This is a genomic window from Leifsonia sp. P73 (assembly GCF_051059105.1).
Lineage (GTDB): Bacteria > Actinomycetota > Actinomycetes > Actinomycetales > Microbacteriaceae > Leifsonia.
This window is the reverse complement of sequence record NZ_CP194931.1, coordinates 768,061-782,806: the sequence shown is the minus strand read 5'-3', so window position 1 is coordinate 782,806 and position 14,746 is coordinate 768,061. Positions and strand designations below refer to the sequence as shown.

Sequence of the window (14,746 nt, the reverse complement as noted above, 5' to 3'; positions counted from 1 at the left end):
TCTAGTTCTCGTACACGCGGGGGACGCGCACGGCGACCCCGGTGACCATCTCGTCCGCGATGGTCTCGGCCCAGTCCGCATACGTCTCCGCGGTGACCGTGCCGTTCCGGCCGGACCCGAAGAGGACCGCGGTGTCGCCGACCGCGACGCGCGCGGATCCGGCGTCCACGAGCATGGTGTCCACATCCACCGCGATCACGCGGCACCGCTGCCCGGCGAGGAGGACCGACGTCTTGGCGATGCCCAGTACGGGCACGCCGTCGCCGAACCCGATCCCGAGCCGGACGTGCGTGGTGCCGCCGACGTGCACCTCCACGACGGGAGCCTCCAGCCGCATCACGGGCTCCAGTCCGAGCTCGGCGCCGGTGGTGTCGTCGAACGGGGAGAAGCCGTAGGCGGCGATGCCGAAGCGGACCAGGTCGAAGCGGGCTTCCGGCATCCGGATGCCCGCCGAGCTCGCCGCGAGGTGCAGGATCTCGAACCGGGCGCCGCGCTCCTCGGCCTCGGTGACGGCGCTGCGGAACTCCGCCAGTGAGGCCTCGTCGTCGGCGATGGAGGCGTCGGCCAGATGCGACCAGGCCGCGCGGATGCGGACGACGCCCTGCCGCTCCAGCTCCAGGGCGGCGTCGATCAGGTGCGGCCACTGCTCGCGGGTGGCGCCGTTGCGGCTGAGGCCGGTGTCGACCTTGAGGTGCACGACGGCCGGACGGTCGGCGCCGGCGGCCGCGATGGCGTCCAGCTGCCAGACCGCCGAGATGCCGAGCTCGATGTCGGCCTCGATCGCGGCGCGCCAGTCGGTGTCGTCGCCGTGCAGCCAGGCCAGCAGCGGGACGGTGATGCCCGCGGCGCGCAGGACGAGTCCCGCGGGGACCTCCAGCACGGCGAGCGACGTCGCGCCCGCCTCCAGCCCGGCCTCCGCGATCGGCAGCAGACCGTGACCATAGGCGTCGGCTTTGACCGCGAGCATGGTCTCGGCGGGGGCGATCAGTGCGGTGAGGTGCGCGACGTTCCGGCGCAGCGCGGCCAGGTCGATGATCGCGCGGGGGAGCGGCTCCGCGATCGCGTCCACGATGGTCACTGGTCCGCCTTCCTGGTCCAGTGGCCGTACATCCGCTCGATGCGGCGGCCCAGCCTGCTGGTGATGACCGGAGCGGCGACGCCGAGCGCGGCCTCCCAGTCGAGTGCGGACGGCTCGCCGCGGGACGGGTCGCCGAACAGGACCACGTCGTCGCCCGGCTGTGCTTCGGCGTCGCCGATGTCGACGACGAACTGGTCCATCGCGATGCGCCCGGTGATCCGGCCGGTGGTCTCGCCGACCAGCACGGGGGCCTTGTTGGAGGCGACGCGCAGGATGCCGTCGGCGTACCCGAGCGCGACCAGCACGAGCGTGCTGGGGCGGTCGGTGCGGTAGGTGTAGCCGTAGGAGACGCCGCGGTCGGCGCCGACGCGCTTCACCGCGATGATCTCGCCGGTGAGGCGCAGTGCGGGGGCGACGCCGGGAGCGTCGGTGAGCCCGAGCACCTCGGGCCCGAGCAGGTGGGCTGGGCCGCTGGCGTGCCGGCCGGCCGGGAAGCCGACGGTCACCGGCAGGGGGATGCCCGCGTCCGCGATGGCCGCGGCGTCCTCGACCCGGGAGACGAGAAGACCGCCGACCTCCGCGTCGGTCAGCGCCCGGGCGACGGGGATGAGCCCGTGCCCGTACGCGTCCGCGCGGAGATCGGCGGTGCAGTCGGGGAGCGACGCGGTGGCCGCCGTGGTGGCGTTCGAGCGGATGACATCGAGGTCGACGAATGCGCGCCTGCGCACGCCGGTGGCTCCTGCCATCGCTCGATCAGCCGTTCGCGTGAGTCGCGGGGACCCTAGGCGCGCTGCTCTTCGAAGAGTCGAGCCGTCTCGTCGTGCCAGCTGTGCGCGATCTGCGAGAGCTTCTCCTGGTGCTTCTTGCCGTGGTGGGCGCAGAAGAGGAGTTCGCCGTTGTTGACCACGACGCGGATGTACGCCTGAGCGCCACAGCTGTCGCAGCGATCCGCGGCCGTGAGTTGCGGCCCCGACTCGAGCTCGTCAACCGCACCGTTCTCCGAGGTGATAGTAGACATGTGATGCTCCTTTCCGTCGCAACCGGTGAACTCGGTACGTCTATAGAACCACGTAATCCCTGTGACGAGGCTCGTATCGGCTGCTATTTCGCTCAACGCGTAGCCTCGGGGCCCGTGGGTGTCGGGGCCGGGATCGCCCGCAGCAACACGTAACCTGGAGGATGCACGGCGTGCGGACTCGCGCGCCGACCCGGAACGACTGCACGGAACACAAGGAGCGCTCGTGGCGAGCTCGGACTATTCGGCGAGGCACCTCTCGGTGCTGGAGGGCCTGGAGGCCGTCCGCAAGCGCCCTGGCATGTACATCGGCTCCACCGACTCGCGCGGCCTCATGCACTGCCTGTGGGAGATCATCGACAACTCCGTGGACGAGGCGCTCGCCGGGCATGGCAGCGCGATCGAGGTCATCCTGCACCCGGACGACAGCGTGGAGGTGCGCGACACCGCGCGCGGCATCCCGGTCGACGTCGAGCCCAAGACCGGGCTGACCGGCGTGGAGGTCGTGTTCACCAAGCTGCACGCCGGCGGCAAGTTCGGCACCGGGTCCTATGCGGCGTCCGGCGGACTGCACGGCGTCGGCGCCTCGGTCGTCAACGCGCTCTCCGAACGGCTCGACGTGGAGGTCGACCGCGACGGCAAGACCTGGGCGATGTCCTTCCACCGCGGCGAGCCGGGCGTGTTCGACGACGGCAAGGCCGCGCCGAGCCCCGACGCGAAATTCTCCCCGTTCGTGAGCGGCAGCGAGCTGCGGGTCGCGGGCAAGGTCGCCAAGGGCGTGACCGGCACCCGCATCCGGTACTGGGCGGACCGGCAGGTGTTCACCGCGGGCGCCGACTTCTCGGTGGAGGACCTGGTGGGTCGCGCCCGGCAGACGGCGTTCCTCATCCCGGGCCTCGCGATCACCATCGACGACCAGCGCTCGGCCGAGGGCGAGCGGACCACGTTCAGCTACGACGGCGGCATCTCGGAGTTCGTGGACTTCCTGTCGCCGGACAGCCCGATCACCGAGACCTGGCGGCTCACCGGCGAGGGCCACTTCACCGAGACGGTGCCGGTGCTCTCCGACGGCGGCGCGATGGTGCCGACCGAGCTCAAGCGCGAGTGCCAGGTGGACATCGCGCTGCGCTGGGGGACCGGGTACGACACGGTGATGCGCTCGTTCGTCAACATCATCGCCACGCCGAAGGGCGGCAGCCACCAGACCGGCTTCGACCAGGGGCTGCTCAAGTTCCTGCGCCAGCAGGTGGAGCTGAACGCCCGCCGGCTGAAGGCGGGCACGGACAAGCTGGAGAAGGACGACGTGATGGCCGGGCTCACGGCCGTGCTGACCGTGCGCCTCCCCGAGCCGCAGTTCGAGGGCCAGACCAAGGAGGTCCTCGGCACGCCCGCGGTGCGCGCGATCGTGGCCAACGTCGTCCAGAAGGCCCTCGCCGAGCGCTTCGCCTCCACCAAGCGCGACGACAAGACCCAGTCCGCGCTGGTGCTCGACAAGGTCGTCGCGGAGATGAAGTCCCGCATCTCGGCCCGCGCCCACAAGGAGACGCAGCGGCGCAAGAATGCGCTGGAGACGTCCTCCCTGCCGGCGAAGCTGGTGGACTGCCGGTCGAGCGACGTGGCGAACAGCGAGCTGTTCATCGTGGAGGGCGACTCGGCGCTCGGCACCGCGCGGCGTGCCCGCGACAGCGAGTACCAGGCGCTGCTGCCGATCCGCGGCAAGATCCTCAACGTGCAGAAGGCGTCGGTCTCCGACATGCTCTCCAACGCGGAGTGCGCGGCCATCATCCAGGTGATCGGCGCAGGCTCCGGACGCTCGTTCGAGCTCGGCTCGGCGCGCTACGGCAAGGTCATCATCATGTCGGACGCGGATGTCGACGGCGCCCACATCCGGACCCTGCTGCTGACGCTGTTCTTCCGCTACATGCGTCCGATGATCGAGGAGGGCCGGGTGTTCGCCGCCGTGCCCCCGCTGCACCGCGTGGTCGCGATCAACCCCGGCTCGAAGCCGAACGAGACGATCTACACCTACTCGGAGGCTGAGCTGCAGGCCGTGCTCGCGGACCTCAAGAAGCGCGGCCGGAAGTACCAGGAGCCCATCCAGCGTTACAAGGGCCTCGGCGAGATGGACGCGGACCAGCTCGCGACCACGACGATGGACCGCTCCCACCGCACGCTGCGTCGCGTGCGCGTCTCGGACGCCGAGGCGGCGAACCGCGTGTTCGAGCTGCTGATGGGGAACGACGTGGCCCCACGCAAGGAGTTCATCATCGCCGGCGCCGACGACCTCTCCCGGGCCCGCATCGACGCTTAGCCGGCAACGCTCAGCGGGGACGCAACACGCCGTTTCGAAGTCGTCGAAACGGCGTGTTGCGTCCCCGCTGAGGCGGGGTCAGGCCAGGCGGCGGCCGAGGGAGGTGACGACCATGTCGAGGGGGGTGCCGGAGCCGTCGCGGCGGGCGCCGCCCTCGGGGAGGACGCGGGCGCTGCCGTCGGGGCCGACGGCCAGGGCGGGGGCCGCGCCGACCCAGGCGAGCGCCAGCTCGGTCTCGCCCTTGAGGAAGCGCTGCGACCGAACGCCGCCCGTCGCGCGGCCCTTGGCGGGGAACTCGGCGAAGTCGCTCACCTTGCCGCTGCCGGGGTCGGCGCCGGGGAGGGTCTGGTCGCTGACGGCGATGGTGACGACCACGGCGTCGGAGCGCTCCGCGGCCTCCACCGCGCCGAAGAACACCACCCGGGCGTCGCCGGCCAGGTTGATGCCGGCCATCCCGCCTGCCGCGCGGCCCTGCGGGCGCACCGAGCCGGCGGAGAAGCGCAGCAGCTGGGAGTCGCTGGAGACGAAGACCAGCTCGGCATCGTCGGCGCACTGCACGGCGCCGACGACCGCGTCGCCGGCCTTCAGCGCGATGACCTCGAACTCGGGCTTGTTGGCCCAGTCGCCCGGCGTCACCCGCTTGACGACGCCCTGGCGTGTGCCGAGCGCGATGGCCTGCGGAGAAGTCAGGGACACCAGCGCCAGCACCCGCTCCTTGCGGTCGGCGAGCGCGAGGTAGTCGCCCACCTTCACGCCCGCGCCGAGCTGCACCGAGTTGAGCGGGGCGGCCGGGAGGTCGACGGGGGAGAACCGGATGAGGCGGCCGCGGTCGGTGACGGCGCCGATCTCGCTGCGGCTCGTGGTGTCGAGTCGCGACAGGATGGCGTCGTGCTTGCTGCGGCGGGCGGGCGGCTGGATGCGGTCCAGGCCCTCGCCCTCCCCGGCGCCCGCGTCGACGCGCAGGATGCGGCCGGTGGTCGACAGGTAGACGCGGCAGGGGGTGTCGGCGACCTCCAGCTGCATCGTCATCGCCTTGCTGCGCGAACCGGCGCCGGCGATGGACGGCTTGGCCTCGGTGAGCAGCGTGCGGCGCGGGGTGCCGAACTTCAGCGCGACCTGCTCCAGTTCGTCGGAGACCAGAGCGTCGATGCGTGCGCGGCTGCCGAGGATCTCCTCCAGCTCGGCGATCTCCGCCCGGAGCTGGTCGCGCTCGGTCTCCAGCTCGATGCGGGAGAACTTCGTCAGCCGGCGCAGCCGCAGCTCCAGGATGTAGTCGGCCTGAAGTGTGCTGAGGTCGAACACCTGCTGCAGCCGCGTGCGCGCCTGGTCGGTGTCGTCGGAGGTGCGGATGACCTGGATGACCTCGTCGATGTCGAGGATCGCGACGAGCAGGCCCTCGACCAGGTGCAGGCGCTCCTTGCGGCGGGCGAGGCGGAACTCCGAGCGGCGGGTGACGACGCTGATCCGGTGGTCGATGTAGACCCGCAGCAGCTCGCGCAGCCCGAGGGTCTGCGGGCCGCCCGCGACGAGGGCGACGTTGTTGATCGAGAAGCCCTCCTCCAGCGGCGTGTGCCGGTAGAGCTGCTCCAGCACCGCCTCCGGGCTGAACCCGGTCTTGATGCCGATGACGAGCCGGAGGCCGTGCTGGCGGTCGGAGAGGTCGGTGACGTCGGAGATGCCGTTCAGCTTCTTCGCGTTGACGCCGTCCTTGATCTTCTCGATCACGCGCTCCGGGCCGACCCCGTAGGGGAGCTCGGTGACGACGAGGCCGCTCTTGCGCGCGGTGATCGCCTCGACGCCCACCTTGGCGCGCATCTTGAAGCTGCCGCGCCCGGTCGCGTACGCGTCGCGCACGCCGGAGAGGCCGGCGATGGTGCCGCCGCTCGGGAGGTCGGGGCCGGGGACGTAGTCCATCAGCTCGTCGAGGGTGGCGTCCGGGTTGGCCAGGAGGTGGCGGGCGGCGCCGACGACCTCCACCAGGTTGTGCGGGGCCATGTTGGTGGCCATGCCGACCGCGATGCCGCTGGCGCCGTTGACCAGGAGGTTCGGGAACGCCGCGGGCAGCACGTCGGGCTGCAGGAGCTGGTTGTCGTAGTTGGGGACGAAGTCCACGACGTCCTCGTCCAGGTCCTCGGTGAGGGCGAGCGCGGCGGCGGCGAGGCGCGCCTCGGTGTAGCGGGCCGCGGCCGGGCCGTCGTCCAGCGAGCCGAAGTTGCCGTGGCCGTCGACCAGGGGGACGCGCAGGGTGAAGTCCTGGGCCATGCGCACGAGCGCGTCGTAGATGGCGCTGTCGCCGTGCGGGTGCAGCTTTCCCATCACCTCGCCGGTGACGCGGGCCGACTTGACGTGGCCGCGGTCCGGGCGCAGGCCCATCTCGGTCATCATGTAGAGGATGCGCCGCTGCACGGGCTTCAGGCCGTCGCGCGCGTCGGGGAGCGCCCGGGAGTAGATGACGGAGTACGCGTACTCCAGGAACGAGCCCTGCATCTCGGTCGTGACGTCGACGTCTTCGATGCGTTCGGTCGTCGGGGCCTGGTCGTCTGCTGGTGTCATTCGTGCATTCGGTGGTGGGGCGGCAGGAGACGCGGGTTCGACGGCTCCCGTCCGTCCAGCTGTGACAGACTGGGCCGGATGCCCCCCATGCTACCGGCCGCGTTCTCCACCCGAGCGAGCCTCGCCACGGTAATGCCGAGTTCCCTCGGGGCGCTGCGTGGGGAGGGCAACGACCTCGGGCTCCCTCCGTTGCAGCACGTGGTCGTCGTCGTGGTCGACGGCCTCGGCGCCGCGGCGCTGCGGGCGCGCGAGGGGCACGGCAGGACCCTGGCCTCCCGGCTCGGCAAGACGACCACGATCGACGCCGGGTTCCCGACCACGACGGCCGCCGCGCTGGCGACGCTGACCACCGGCACGACGCCGGGGGAGCACGGACTGGTCGGCTATCGCGTCCGTGACGACGCGGGCCGGCTGACCAACCAGCTCAACGGCTGGGACGACCGGATGGACCCGGCCACCTGGCAGCGCGCTGAGACGGTCTTCGAGCGGGCCGCTGCCGACGGCGTCGCCTCGTTCGCGCTCGGCGTGCCCGCGTACGCGGACTCCGGCTTCACCCACGCCGTCCTGCGCGGGGCGGAGTTCATCGGCGGCCGCACGATGGCCGACCGCTTCGACGCCGCGCGGGAGGTGCTCCGCACGCCCGGGCCCGCGCTCACCTATCTCTACGTCGCCGAGCTCGACCAGGTCGCCCACGCGCGCGGCTGGGAGTCCCCGCGCTGGACGGCTGAGCTGGAGACCCTGGACGCGCTGGTCGCCGGGCTCGCGGCCTCCCTCGGTCCCGGCCAGGGCGTGCTGGTCACCGCGGATCACGGCATCGTCGACATCCCCGAGAGCGGGCACGTGCTCTACGACACCGCCCCGGAGCTGCTGGAGGGCGTCGCGGAGGTCGCGGGCGAGCCGCGGCTGCTGCACCTCTATACAGAGGACGGCGCGAGCGCGGACGACGTGGCTGCACGCTGGCGGGAGGTGGAGGGCGGCCGCTCCTGGGTCGCGACCCGCGCCGAGGCGATCGAGGCCGGCTGGTTCGGCCCGTCCGTCGCGCCGGAGGTCGCCCCGCGGATCGGCGACGTGCTCGTGGCCGCCCGGAAGCGCATCGCCTACTACGACTCCCGCGACCCGCAGCGCACCGGGCGCAGCATGATCGGCCAGCATGGCTCGCTCACGGTCGAGGAGACGCGGGTGCCGCTGCTGCGGTTCGGCGCGGCGGGCTAGGCCTCAGGCGGCGCTCAGGCCAGGTCGTCGTCCGTGCGTGCGCCGAAGACGATCTCGTCCCAGCTCGGCATCGCGGCGCGTCCCTTGCGGCGTCCCGGCGCGACCGGCGTCTGCTCCTGTGTGGCGGACAGCGGCGCGGGCGGGGGAGGCGTCGGGGCGCCGGAGGCGGGCGACGCGGGCGGCGGGCCGAACTCCTCGATCACGGTGATCGACTCCTCGATGACCCGGAACGGCGTGATCGGGTCGAGGAGCGTCGGCTGCTCGACCTGCTCGTGGCGGCCGCTCCGATCGCCGCGGTCGTTCTGCGGGGCCGGCTCGTCGTAGCCGGCGGCCTCGCGCTCTCCGCGGCGGCGGCGCAGCGCCTCCAGGAGGTCGGCGGTCTGGTGCAGGTCGCGCGGCGTCTCGTCCGCGCGCTTGATGGCCGAGATCGCGATCGAGTTGCTGGCACGGCCGGGAGCGTGCGGCTCCAGCGGCTCGAGCGGCTGGGTGACCTCCGGGCCGAGCAGGTCGACACCCGGGGCCGGGAAGGTGAAGGCGCCGCTGTCGAAGCGGGAGCTGTCCGGCTCGCCCTCGTTCGGGAGGACGGCGCGCAGGCGCGGGATGAGGGCGCCGCCGCGCAGCTCGCCGGCCTGGGAGAGCGTGGTCGCCTCCGAGTTGAGCGGTGCGAGCGCGTGCTTGCGCAGGTCGTAGCTCCAGCGGGCGTCGTGGTCGATCTCGTCGGCCGTGAACTCGAGCTTCACGATCCAGCCGGTCTCGACGTCCTTCCAGCTCGCCCAGCGCTCGCCGGCCACGCCGAGCGAGGCGAGGCGGTCGCGGATGACCGAGCCGAACGTGTCGGGCTCGCCCAGCGGGTCGACTTCGGCGGCGGTGCGGACCGGCACGCTGAGGGCGCTCGCGACGACGTGCTCGCGCTCGGCCACGATCGGGCCCTCGAAGCGCTGGACGTAGTCCAGGGGCGCTCCCGTGACGGCGGCGACGTCGTCGGCGGACATCCCGGAGCGGATGTGCGCCTGGATCTCGCGGGGTGACAGTTTGGGGACCTCGGCGGACGCCTGTTGCCGCACCTGCCGGATCTTCGACTGCAGCGTGTCGTCGACGGCGATGCGGAAGCGTTCACCGTCGTCGCCGACGGCGACGATCGCACCGTTCTCGACCCCGATGACCTTCAAATCCTGCATTGTGATGCCTTCCGAGCTCGCGTTCGTTCCGGCCCAGAATGCCACGGGAATGGGGGACTTCCGGGGAATACCGCGGGCGTGCCGGAAGTTGAACACCGAGCAAACGCTGAGAGGCTCCTGCGCGGTTTTGCTATTCGCAGGCGATTGATGCAAACTATGGCCGCCGATTGCGAGAATCGGCCGTTACGACGAGAAGTGGATGGGCATGGCAACGGATTACGACGCACCGCGGAAGACCGAGGACGACTCCGAGTCGATCGAGGCCCTCAAGGAGCGAGTTCCGGACAAGATGTCTGGTGTCGTCGACGTCGAGGACGCCGACAACCCGGGCGGCTACGAGCTCCCCGGTGCCGACCTGTCGGACCTCGACCTCGACGTCGTGGTGCTGCCTCCCCAGGCGGACGAGTTCACCTGCGTGAGCTGCTTCCTGGTGAAGCACCGCTCGCAGATCGACCACGAGACGAAGCTCGGACCGATCTGCATGGAGTGCGCCGCGTAAGCAGCGCACCGCATCGCCACGACGCCGACCTGCCCCGAGAGGGGCTAGAGAGGACGTCGGGCCTCATCGAGAACCCGGACCAGCTGGTCCGGGTTTCTTGTTGAGATCAGCCAGTAGGGCGCCGGGTCGTCCACATCCAGCACGGGCACCTTCACGACCGGCTTGATCCAGCCGCGGATGAGCAGCCAGGCGCGGGCGTCGAGCCGCTGCCCGCGCTCCATCGTGGCCTCCTCGCCGGTGAACGCCAGCGGCTCCCCGATGAACTCCAGCGGGATCTTCGCGTTCCCTGCGGTCAGCTCGGCCGCGGTGACCCGGATCACGGGGGCGGTGGCGAGCAGCGCGATCACGATCGCGGCGTAGAAGACGATCGCCAGCACGACGCCGACGGCGAAGTTGATCGGGGCGAAGACGAGCATCACGGCAGGCACGACGAGGATGGTGGAGACGAAGAGCCAGGGGTCGCCCAGAGCCGTTCTCGGTAGAGGTCCATAGGACTATTCGATCATCCTTCGTGCACTACCCTCGACACGTGACAGAAACCGTGGACGTCCCGATCGTCGCCGACCGTGTTCCCGTGTACGCCCACCCCGGCGACGCCGGCGCCGACCTGTGCGCGGCGGAGCCCGTGACGCTCGCCCCGGGGGAGCGGCACACCGTCCCGACCGGGGTCTCGATCGCGCTGCCGGAGGGCTACCTCGGCTTCGTCGTGCCGCGCAGCGGCCTGGCCATGCGGCACGGCATCACCATCGTCAACGCGCCCGGCACCGTGGACGCGGGCTACCGCGGCGAGATCAAGGTGACCGTCCTGAACACGGACAGGTCGATGCCGTACGATATCGCCGTCGGCGACAGGATCGCGCAGTTGATCGTCATGCCGGTCGCGCAGGCCCGGTTCATCCCCGTCGACGCCCTCCCGGACAGCCACCGCGGCACCGCGGGCTTCGGCTCGTCCGGCTACACCGTCACGCAGGCAGGAGAACACGCTTGACCGACAGCATCGACACCCCCGGCGAGGCCGAGCCACAGGACGTGGACAAGTCCGCACCGGAGGATCGGGAGACGGAAGGTCCCCTCGACGACAGCGAGGCGAACCCGGTCCGTCCCTACGTCGACCTCGGCGGCGTCAAGATCCTTCCGCGCGAGGGCCTCCACCTCCGGCTGGAGGTCGAGGAGGAGTCGCAGCGCGTCGTCGCGGTGGGCCTCGACTACGCCAACTCGACACTGCAGGTGCAGCCGTTCGCCGCTCCCCGCTCCACCGGCCTGTGGAACGAGATCCGCGGCCAGATCGCCGAACAGGTGCAGCGCCAGGGCGGCCGCGTGAGCGAGCGCGACGGCGTCTTCGGCCCGGAGCTGGTGGCCGAGATCCCCGTCGCCCCGCCGCAGGGCGCGCCCGGCGAGACCCGCGTCGCGCGCTTCGTCGGCGTCGACGGGCCGCGCTGGTTCCTGCGCGGCGTGATCGCCGGCGACGCGGCCGTGAAGCCGGAGGCCGCGGCCCTGGTGGAGGACCTCTTCCGCAGCATCGTCGTCGTGCGCGGCAACACCCCGATGCCGCCGCGGGACCTCATCCCGCTGCGGATGCCCTCGGCTCCGGCCGCCGGCGACGGCGGATACAGCTCGCTGTGAGCGGTGGCCGTGACGTGACCGACCAGCACCACGAGCCCGAGCGGGCGGAGCCCGGCGACGAGGAGCGCGACCCGGTCGCCTCCACGCTCGGCGAGTCCCTGGCGAAGGCCGCGCGGAGCTCGGGCATGGGTCAGCTCGTCGACGGCGAGACGCCGACCGGCACCGCTCTGATGGCGGCCCTCGGCGGCGTGCGCGGGCTGCTGGAGACCATCCTCCCGGGCCTGGTCTTCCTGATCGTCTTCACGTTCACGCAGAACGTCCCGCTGTCGATCGGCATCTCGGTCGCGGTGGCCGTCGTGTTCACCGTGGTGCGCATCGTCGGCAAGACACCCGTCACGCAGGCACTTGCCGGCTTGATCGGTGTCGGCCTCTCGGCCATCTTCGCGCTCATCACCGGGCGTGGCGAGGACAACTTCATCCTCGGGATCTGGACGAACGCCGCCTACGCCGCCGCCCTCCTGATCTCGATCCTGGTGCGCTGGCCGCTGATCGGCCTCGCCGCCGGCTACCTGATGGGCGACGGACTCGCCTGGCGCTCGGTGAAGTCGAAGTTCCGCGTGATGCAGGCCCTGACGTTCCTCTGGTTCCTGCTCTTCGCCGCTCGGCTGCTCGTGCAGGTGCCGCTCTACCTGGCGCACACCGACGCGGCCACCAGCGCGCTCGCCCTCACCAAGCTGCTGATGGGCGTGCCCCTCTACGCTCCGCTGCTGCTGATCACCTGGTTCGTGGTGAAGGGGCAGTTCCCGCAGAAGCCGCAGTCGCAGAAGCCGCAAGGCGACAGCGCCGGTTAGGCGCAGGACCGTCCAGGAGGGGGAAGGATGCTCGACGCGCAGACCAGGGAAGGCCTGAGCGCCGCGCAGGTGGCGGAGCGCCGGGCGGACGGCCGCGTCAACCTCCAGCGCCAGCCGGGGTCGCGCTCGATCTCCGACATCCTGCGCGAGAACATCTTCACGCTGTTCAACGGCATCCTCACCGGCTGCTTCATCGCCGTGCTGCTGCTCGGCGACCTGCGGGACGGCTTCTTCTACGGGGTCGTCGTCGTCAACGCCCTGATCGGCATCGTGCAGGAGGTGCGGGCCAAGCGCGTGCTCGACCGCGCGGCGCTGCTGGCGGCGCCGGAGAGCCGGGTCCGCCGGGACGGCGCGGTCGTCGCGATCGCGCTGGAGGACGTGGTCCTCGACGACCTCCTGGTGCTGCGCCCGGGCGACCAGATCCCGGCCGACGCGGTGGTGGCCGAGAGCACCGGGCTCTCGCTGGACGAGTCACTGCTGACGGGGAGTCCGACCCGGTCTTCAAGGACGAGGGCGCTCAGCTGCTCTCCGGCTCGCACGTCGCCACCGGTACGGGCTACGCGATCGTCACGGCGGTGGGCGCCGACTCCTACGCGAGCAAGCTGACCAGCGAGATCCGCCGGCACTCGCTCGTGCACTCCGAGCTGCGCGACGCGACCAACCGCATCCTCGTCTACCTGTCCTGGATCCTCGGCCCGATCATCCTGGTGACGATCATCGGCCGCGTGCTCGCGTACGGCGGGTTCAACGAGCTGTTCACCGACTCGCGCTGGCGGCGCGCGCTGCTCGACGCGGTGGCGGCGGTGGTCGGGATGATCCCCGAGGGCCTGGTGCTGCTGACCAGCCTCGCGTTCGGCGTCGCCGCCATCCAGCTCGCCGCGCGCAAGGTCCTCGTGCAGGAGCTCGCGGCCGTGGAGGTGCTGGCGCGCGTCGACGTGCTCTGCCTCGACAAGACCGGGACGCTCACCAGCGGCGAGCTGGTGCTGGAGGGCACGGAGCCGATCGGGGAGGTCCCCACCGAGCTGGCGGAGATCGCGCTCGCCGCGTTCGGGGCCGACGAGACCGGGAACGCGACCTCCGGCATCCTGTCGACCGGCTTCCGGAGCGATCGGTTCCGCGTCGAGCGGCGCATCCCCTTCAGCTCGGCCACCAAGTACAGCGGGCTGGTCATGCGCGTGGCGGACGAGGAGACGGCGTGGGTGCTCGGCGCTCCCGAGCGCGTGCTCGCCGGGCACGAGGAGGCGCTGCGGCGGGCGACGTCCATCGCGTCGACCGGGCGCAGGACGCTGGCGCTGGCTCAGGCGATCGACCCGCTCCCGCACGGCACGCACGTGCCGCTCGACGGCGTGCGGGTGCAGCCGGCTCTGCTGGTCGTGCTGGGCGAGACGCTGCGGCCGGAGGCGCCGGAGACGCTCGGCTACTTCGGCGAGCAGGCGGTCCGCGTCGTCGTGATGTCGGGCGACAACCCGGTCACGGTGGAGGCCATCGCCCGGGCGTTGAACATGGAGGGCGAGGCCGTGGACGCCTCCACCCTGGAGACCGACGACGACCTGGAGGCGGCGCTGGAGCGCTCCAGCATCTTCGGCCGGGTCAGCCCGGAGCAGAAACGCACGGCGGTCGGCCTGCTGCAGCGCCAGGGCCGCACGGTGGCGATGACCGGCGACGGCGTCAACGACGCGATGGCGATCAAGGACGCCAACCTCGGGATCGCGATGGGGACGGCGACGGCGGCGACCAAGGCCGTCTCCCGGCTGGTGCTGCTCGACAACCGCTTCGACCGGCTGCCGGACGTGCTCGCCTCCGGCCGCCGGGTCATCGCCAACGTGGAGCGGGTCTCCAACATCTTCCTGGCGAAGACGGTCTACGGCATCCTGCTCGCGCTGTTCAGCGCGGTGGTGCTCTGGCCGTTCCCCTTCCTGCCGCGGCAGCTCACGCTGGTCTCGACGCTCGCGATCGGCATCCCCTCCTTCTTCCTCGCGCTGGCGCCCAACAAGCGCATCTACACGCCGGGCGTGCTCTCGCGCATCCTCCGGTACTCCATCCCCACCGGTGTCATCGCGGGCTTGACGGCCGTGGTGGCGTACGCGCCGCTGCACAGCTCCATCCCGCTGCACGAGGCGCGCAGCGTGACCACGCTCGCGCTGTTCTGCGTGTCGCTCTGGATCCTCTGCGTGCTCACCCGGCCGCTCACGACCTGGCGGTGGTTCCTGCTCGGCGGGGTGGCGGCGGCGTTCGTGCTGGTGTGCGTCATCCCGGCCACCGCGAACTTCTTCGAGATGCACCTCTCGCTCGATACGGCGCTGCTCTGGGGGATCGCGGTGGGCGCCGTGGGGGCGGCCGGCATCGAGCTGTTCTACCGGTTCGCGCGGCGGCGCGGCCTGGTGTTCGACCGGGAGTGAACGTGCTAGATTTTATCTTGACGTCAAGATACTTTCCGGAGCCGAGCACTTAGGCTTACCTTGCTGGAACGGGACGTCGACGCACGA

13 protein-coding genes and 1 pseudogene are annotated in these 14,746 nt (G+C 71.4%); 8 read left to right on the top strand and 6 right to left on the bottom strand.

From position 1 onward, the window contains the following. Position 1: 1 nt before the first annotated feature. The 3 genes from ACQ86L_RS04020 to ACQ86L_RS04010 are packed head-to-tail and all read right to left on the bottom strand — an operon-like array spanning position 2 to position 2,096. Positions 2-1,078, bottom strand: a complete 1,077-nt coding sequence (locus ACQ86L_RS04020) for an alanine racemase (RefSeq protein WP_434317781.1) — start codon at positions 1,076-1,078, stop codon at positions 2-4. After that, entirely contained in the window at positions 1,075-1,824 is a 750-nt protein-coding gene (locus ACQ86L_RS04015; RefSeq protein WP_434317780.1) for an alanine racemase C-terminal domain-containing protein, read from the bottom strand. The genes ACQ86L_RS04020 and ACQ86L_RS04015 overlap by 4 nt, the downstream gene beginning before the upstream one ends. Positions 1,825-1,859: 35 nt before the next feature. Beyond that, the gene (locus ACQ86L_RS04010; RefSeq protein WP_055915732.1) at positions 1,860-2,096 is read right to left on the bottom strand and encodes a DUF7455 domain-containing protein; all 237 of its coding nucleotides are present in this window, start codon (positions 2,094-2,096) and stop codon (positions 1,860-1,862) included. A 223-nt stretch (positions 2,097-2,319) separates the two neighbouring features. Between ACQ86L_RS04010 and ACQ86L_RS04005 the strand changes: the two genes are divergently transcribed. Continuing rightward, positions 2,320-4,404: a DNA gyrase/topoisomerase IV subunit B gene (locus tag ACQ86L_RS04005; RefSeq protein WP_434317779.1), complete on the top strand. Its 2,085-nt coding sequence runs from the start codon at positions 2,320-2,322 to the stop codon at positions 4,402-4,404. Between the two features lie 78 nt (positions 4,405-4,482). On the opposite strand, the gene ACQ86L_RS04000 is transcribed toward ACQ86L_RS04005, so the two are convergent. After that, positions 4,483-6,957, bottom strand: coding sequence for a DNA gyrase/topoisomerase IV subunit A (locus ACQ86L_RS04000; protein WP_434317778.1), 2,475 nt, complete (start codon positions 6,955-6,957; stop codon positions 4,483-4,485). Between the two features lie 132 nt (positions 6,958-7,089). Between ACQ86L_RS04000 and ACQ86L_RS03995 the strand changes: the two genes are divergently transcribed. Beyond that, positions 7,090-8,169: an alkaline phosphatase family protein gene (locus ACQ86L_RS03995; protein WP_434317777.1), complete on the top strand. Its 1,080-nt coding sequence runs from the start codon at positions 7,090-7,092 to the stop codon at positions 8,167-8,169. A gap of 14 nt (positions 8,170-8,183) precedes the next feature. Here the strand turns inward: ACQ86L_RS03995 and sepH are convergent, their stop codons facing one another. Beyond that, on the bottom strand, positions 8,184-9,347 hold the full coding sequence (gene sepH, locus ACQ86L_RS03990; RefSeq protein ID WP_434317776.1) for a septation protein SepH: 1,164 nt from the start codon (positions 9,345-9,347) through the stop codon (positions 8,184-8,186). 205 nt (positions 9,348-9,552) lie between these two features. On the opposite strand from sepH, the gene ACQ86L_RS03985 reads away from it, so the two are divergent. Continuing rightward, the gene (locus tag ACQ86L_RS03985; RefSeq protein ID WP_179605681.1) at positions 9,553-9,846 is read left to right on the top strand and encodes a DUF4193 domain-containing protein; all 294 of its coding nucleotides are present in this window, start codon (positions 9,553-9,555) and stop codon (positions 9,844-9,846) included. Positions 9,847-9,890: 44 nt separating this feature from the next. Here the strand turns inward: ACQ86L_RS03985 and ACQ86L_RS03980 are convergent, their stop codons facing one another. Then, the gene (locus ACQ86L_RS03980; RefSeq protein ID WP_434317775.1) at positions 9,891-10,274 is read right to left on the bottom strand and encodes a DUF3093 domain-containing protein; all 384 of its coding nucleotides are present in this window, start codon (positions 10,272-10,274) and stop codon (positions 9,891-9,893) included. A gap of 101 nt (positions 10,275-10,375) precedes the next feature. On the opposite strand from ACQ86L_RS03980, the gene dut reads away from it, so the two are divergent. The 5 genes and pseudogenes from dut to ACQ86L_RS03955 all read left to right on the top strand — a co-directional run bounded on the left by dut (position 10,376) and on the right by ACQ86L_RS03955 (position 14,659). Continuing rightward, positions 10,376-10,834, top strand: coding sequence for a dUTP diphosphatase (gene dut, locus ACQ86L_RS03975; protein ID WP_434317774.1), 459 nt, complete (start codon positions 10,376-10,378; stop codon positions 10,832-10,834). After that, positions 10,831-11,469: a DUF3710 domain-containing protein gene (locus ACQ86L_RS03970; protein ID WP_345834777.1), complete on the top strand. Its 639-nt coding sequence runs from the start codon at positions 10,831-10,833 to the stop codon at positions 11,467-11,469. The genes dut and ACQ86L_RS03970 overlap by 4 nt, the downstream gene beginning before the upstream one ends. Beyond that, positions 11,466-12,260, top strand: a complete 795-nt coding sequence (locus ACQ86L_RS03965) for a DUF3159 domain-containing protein (protein ID WP_434317773.1) — start codon at positions 11,466-11,468, stop codon at positions 12,258-12,260. Before ACQ86L_RS03970 ends, ACQ86L_RS03965 begins: the two co-directional genes overlap by 4 nt. 27 nt (positions 12,261-12,287) lie before the next feature. Beyond that, a pseudogene (locus tag ACQ86L_RS03960) lies at positions 12,288-13,081 on the top strand (ATPase); the annotation flags it as partial. Then, positions 13,073-14,659 carry an HAD-IC family P-type ATPase gene (locus ACQ86L_RS03955; RefSeq protein WP_434318983.1) on the top strand — a complete coding sequence of 529 codons (1,587 nt, stop codon included), beginning with the start codon at positions 13,073-13,075 and terminating at the stop codon, positions 14,657-14,659. The pseudogene ACQ86L_RS03960 and the gene ACQ86L_RS03955, both read left to right, overlap by 9 nt. Positions 14,660-14,746: the final 87 nt, after the last annotated feature.

Bases quoted from the DNA above. Each gene is read 5' to 3' on its own strand.
- sepH (WP_434317776.1), bottom strand. From the start codon at position 9,347: ATGCAGGATTTGAAGGTCATCGGGGTCGAGAACGGTGCGATCGTCGCC.
- ACQ86L_RS04000 (WP_434317778.1), bottom strand. From the start codon at position 6,957: ATGACACCAGCAGACGACCAGGCCCCGACGACCGAACGCATCGAAGAC.
- ACQ86L_RS04015 (WP_434317780.1), bottom strand. From the start codon at position 1,824: ATGGCAGGAGCCACCGGCGTGCGCAGGCGCGCATTCGTCGACCTCGAT.
- ACQ86L_RS03955 (WP_434318983.1), top strand. From the start codon at position 13,073: ATGATCCCCGAGGGCCTGGTGCTGCTGACCAGCCTCGCGTTCGGCGTC.
- ACQ86L_RS03995 (WP_434317777.1), top strand. From the start codon at position 7,090: ATGCCGAGTTCCCTCGGGGCGCTGCGTGGGGAGGGCAACGACCTCGGG.
- ACQ86L_RS04010 (WP_055915732.1), bottom strand. From the start codon at position 2,096: ATGTCTACTATCACCTCGGAGAACGGTGCGGTTGACGAGCTCGAGTCG.
- ACQ86L_RS03985 (WP_179605681.1), top strand. From the start codon at position 9,553: ATGGCAACGGATTACGACGCACCGCGGAAGACCGAGGACGACTCCGAG.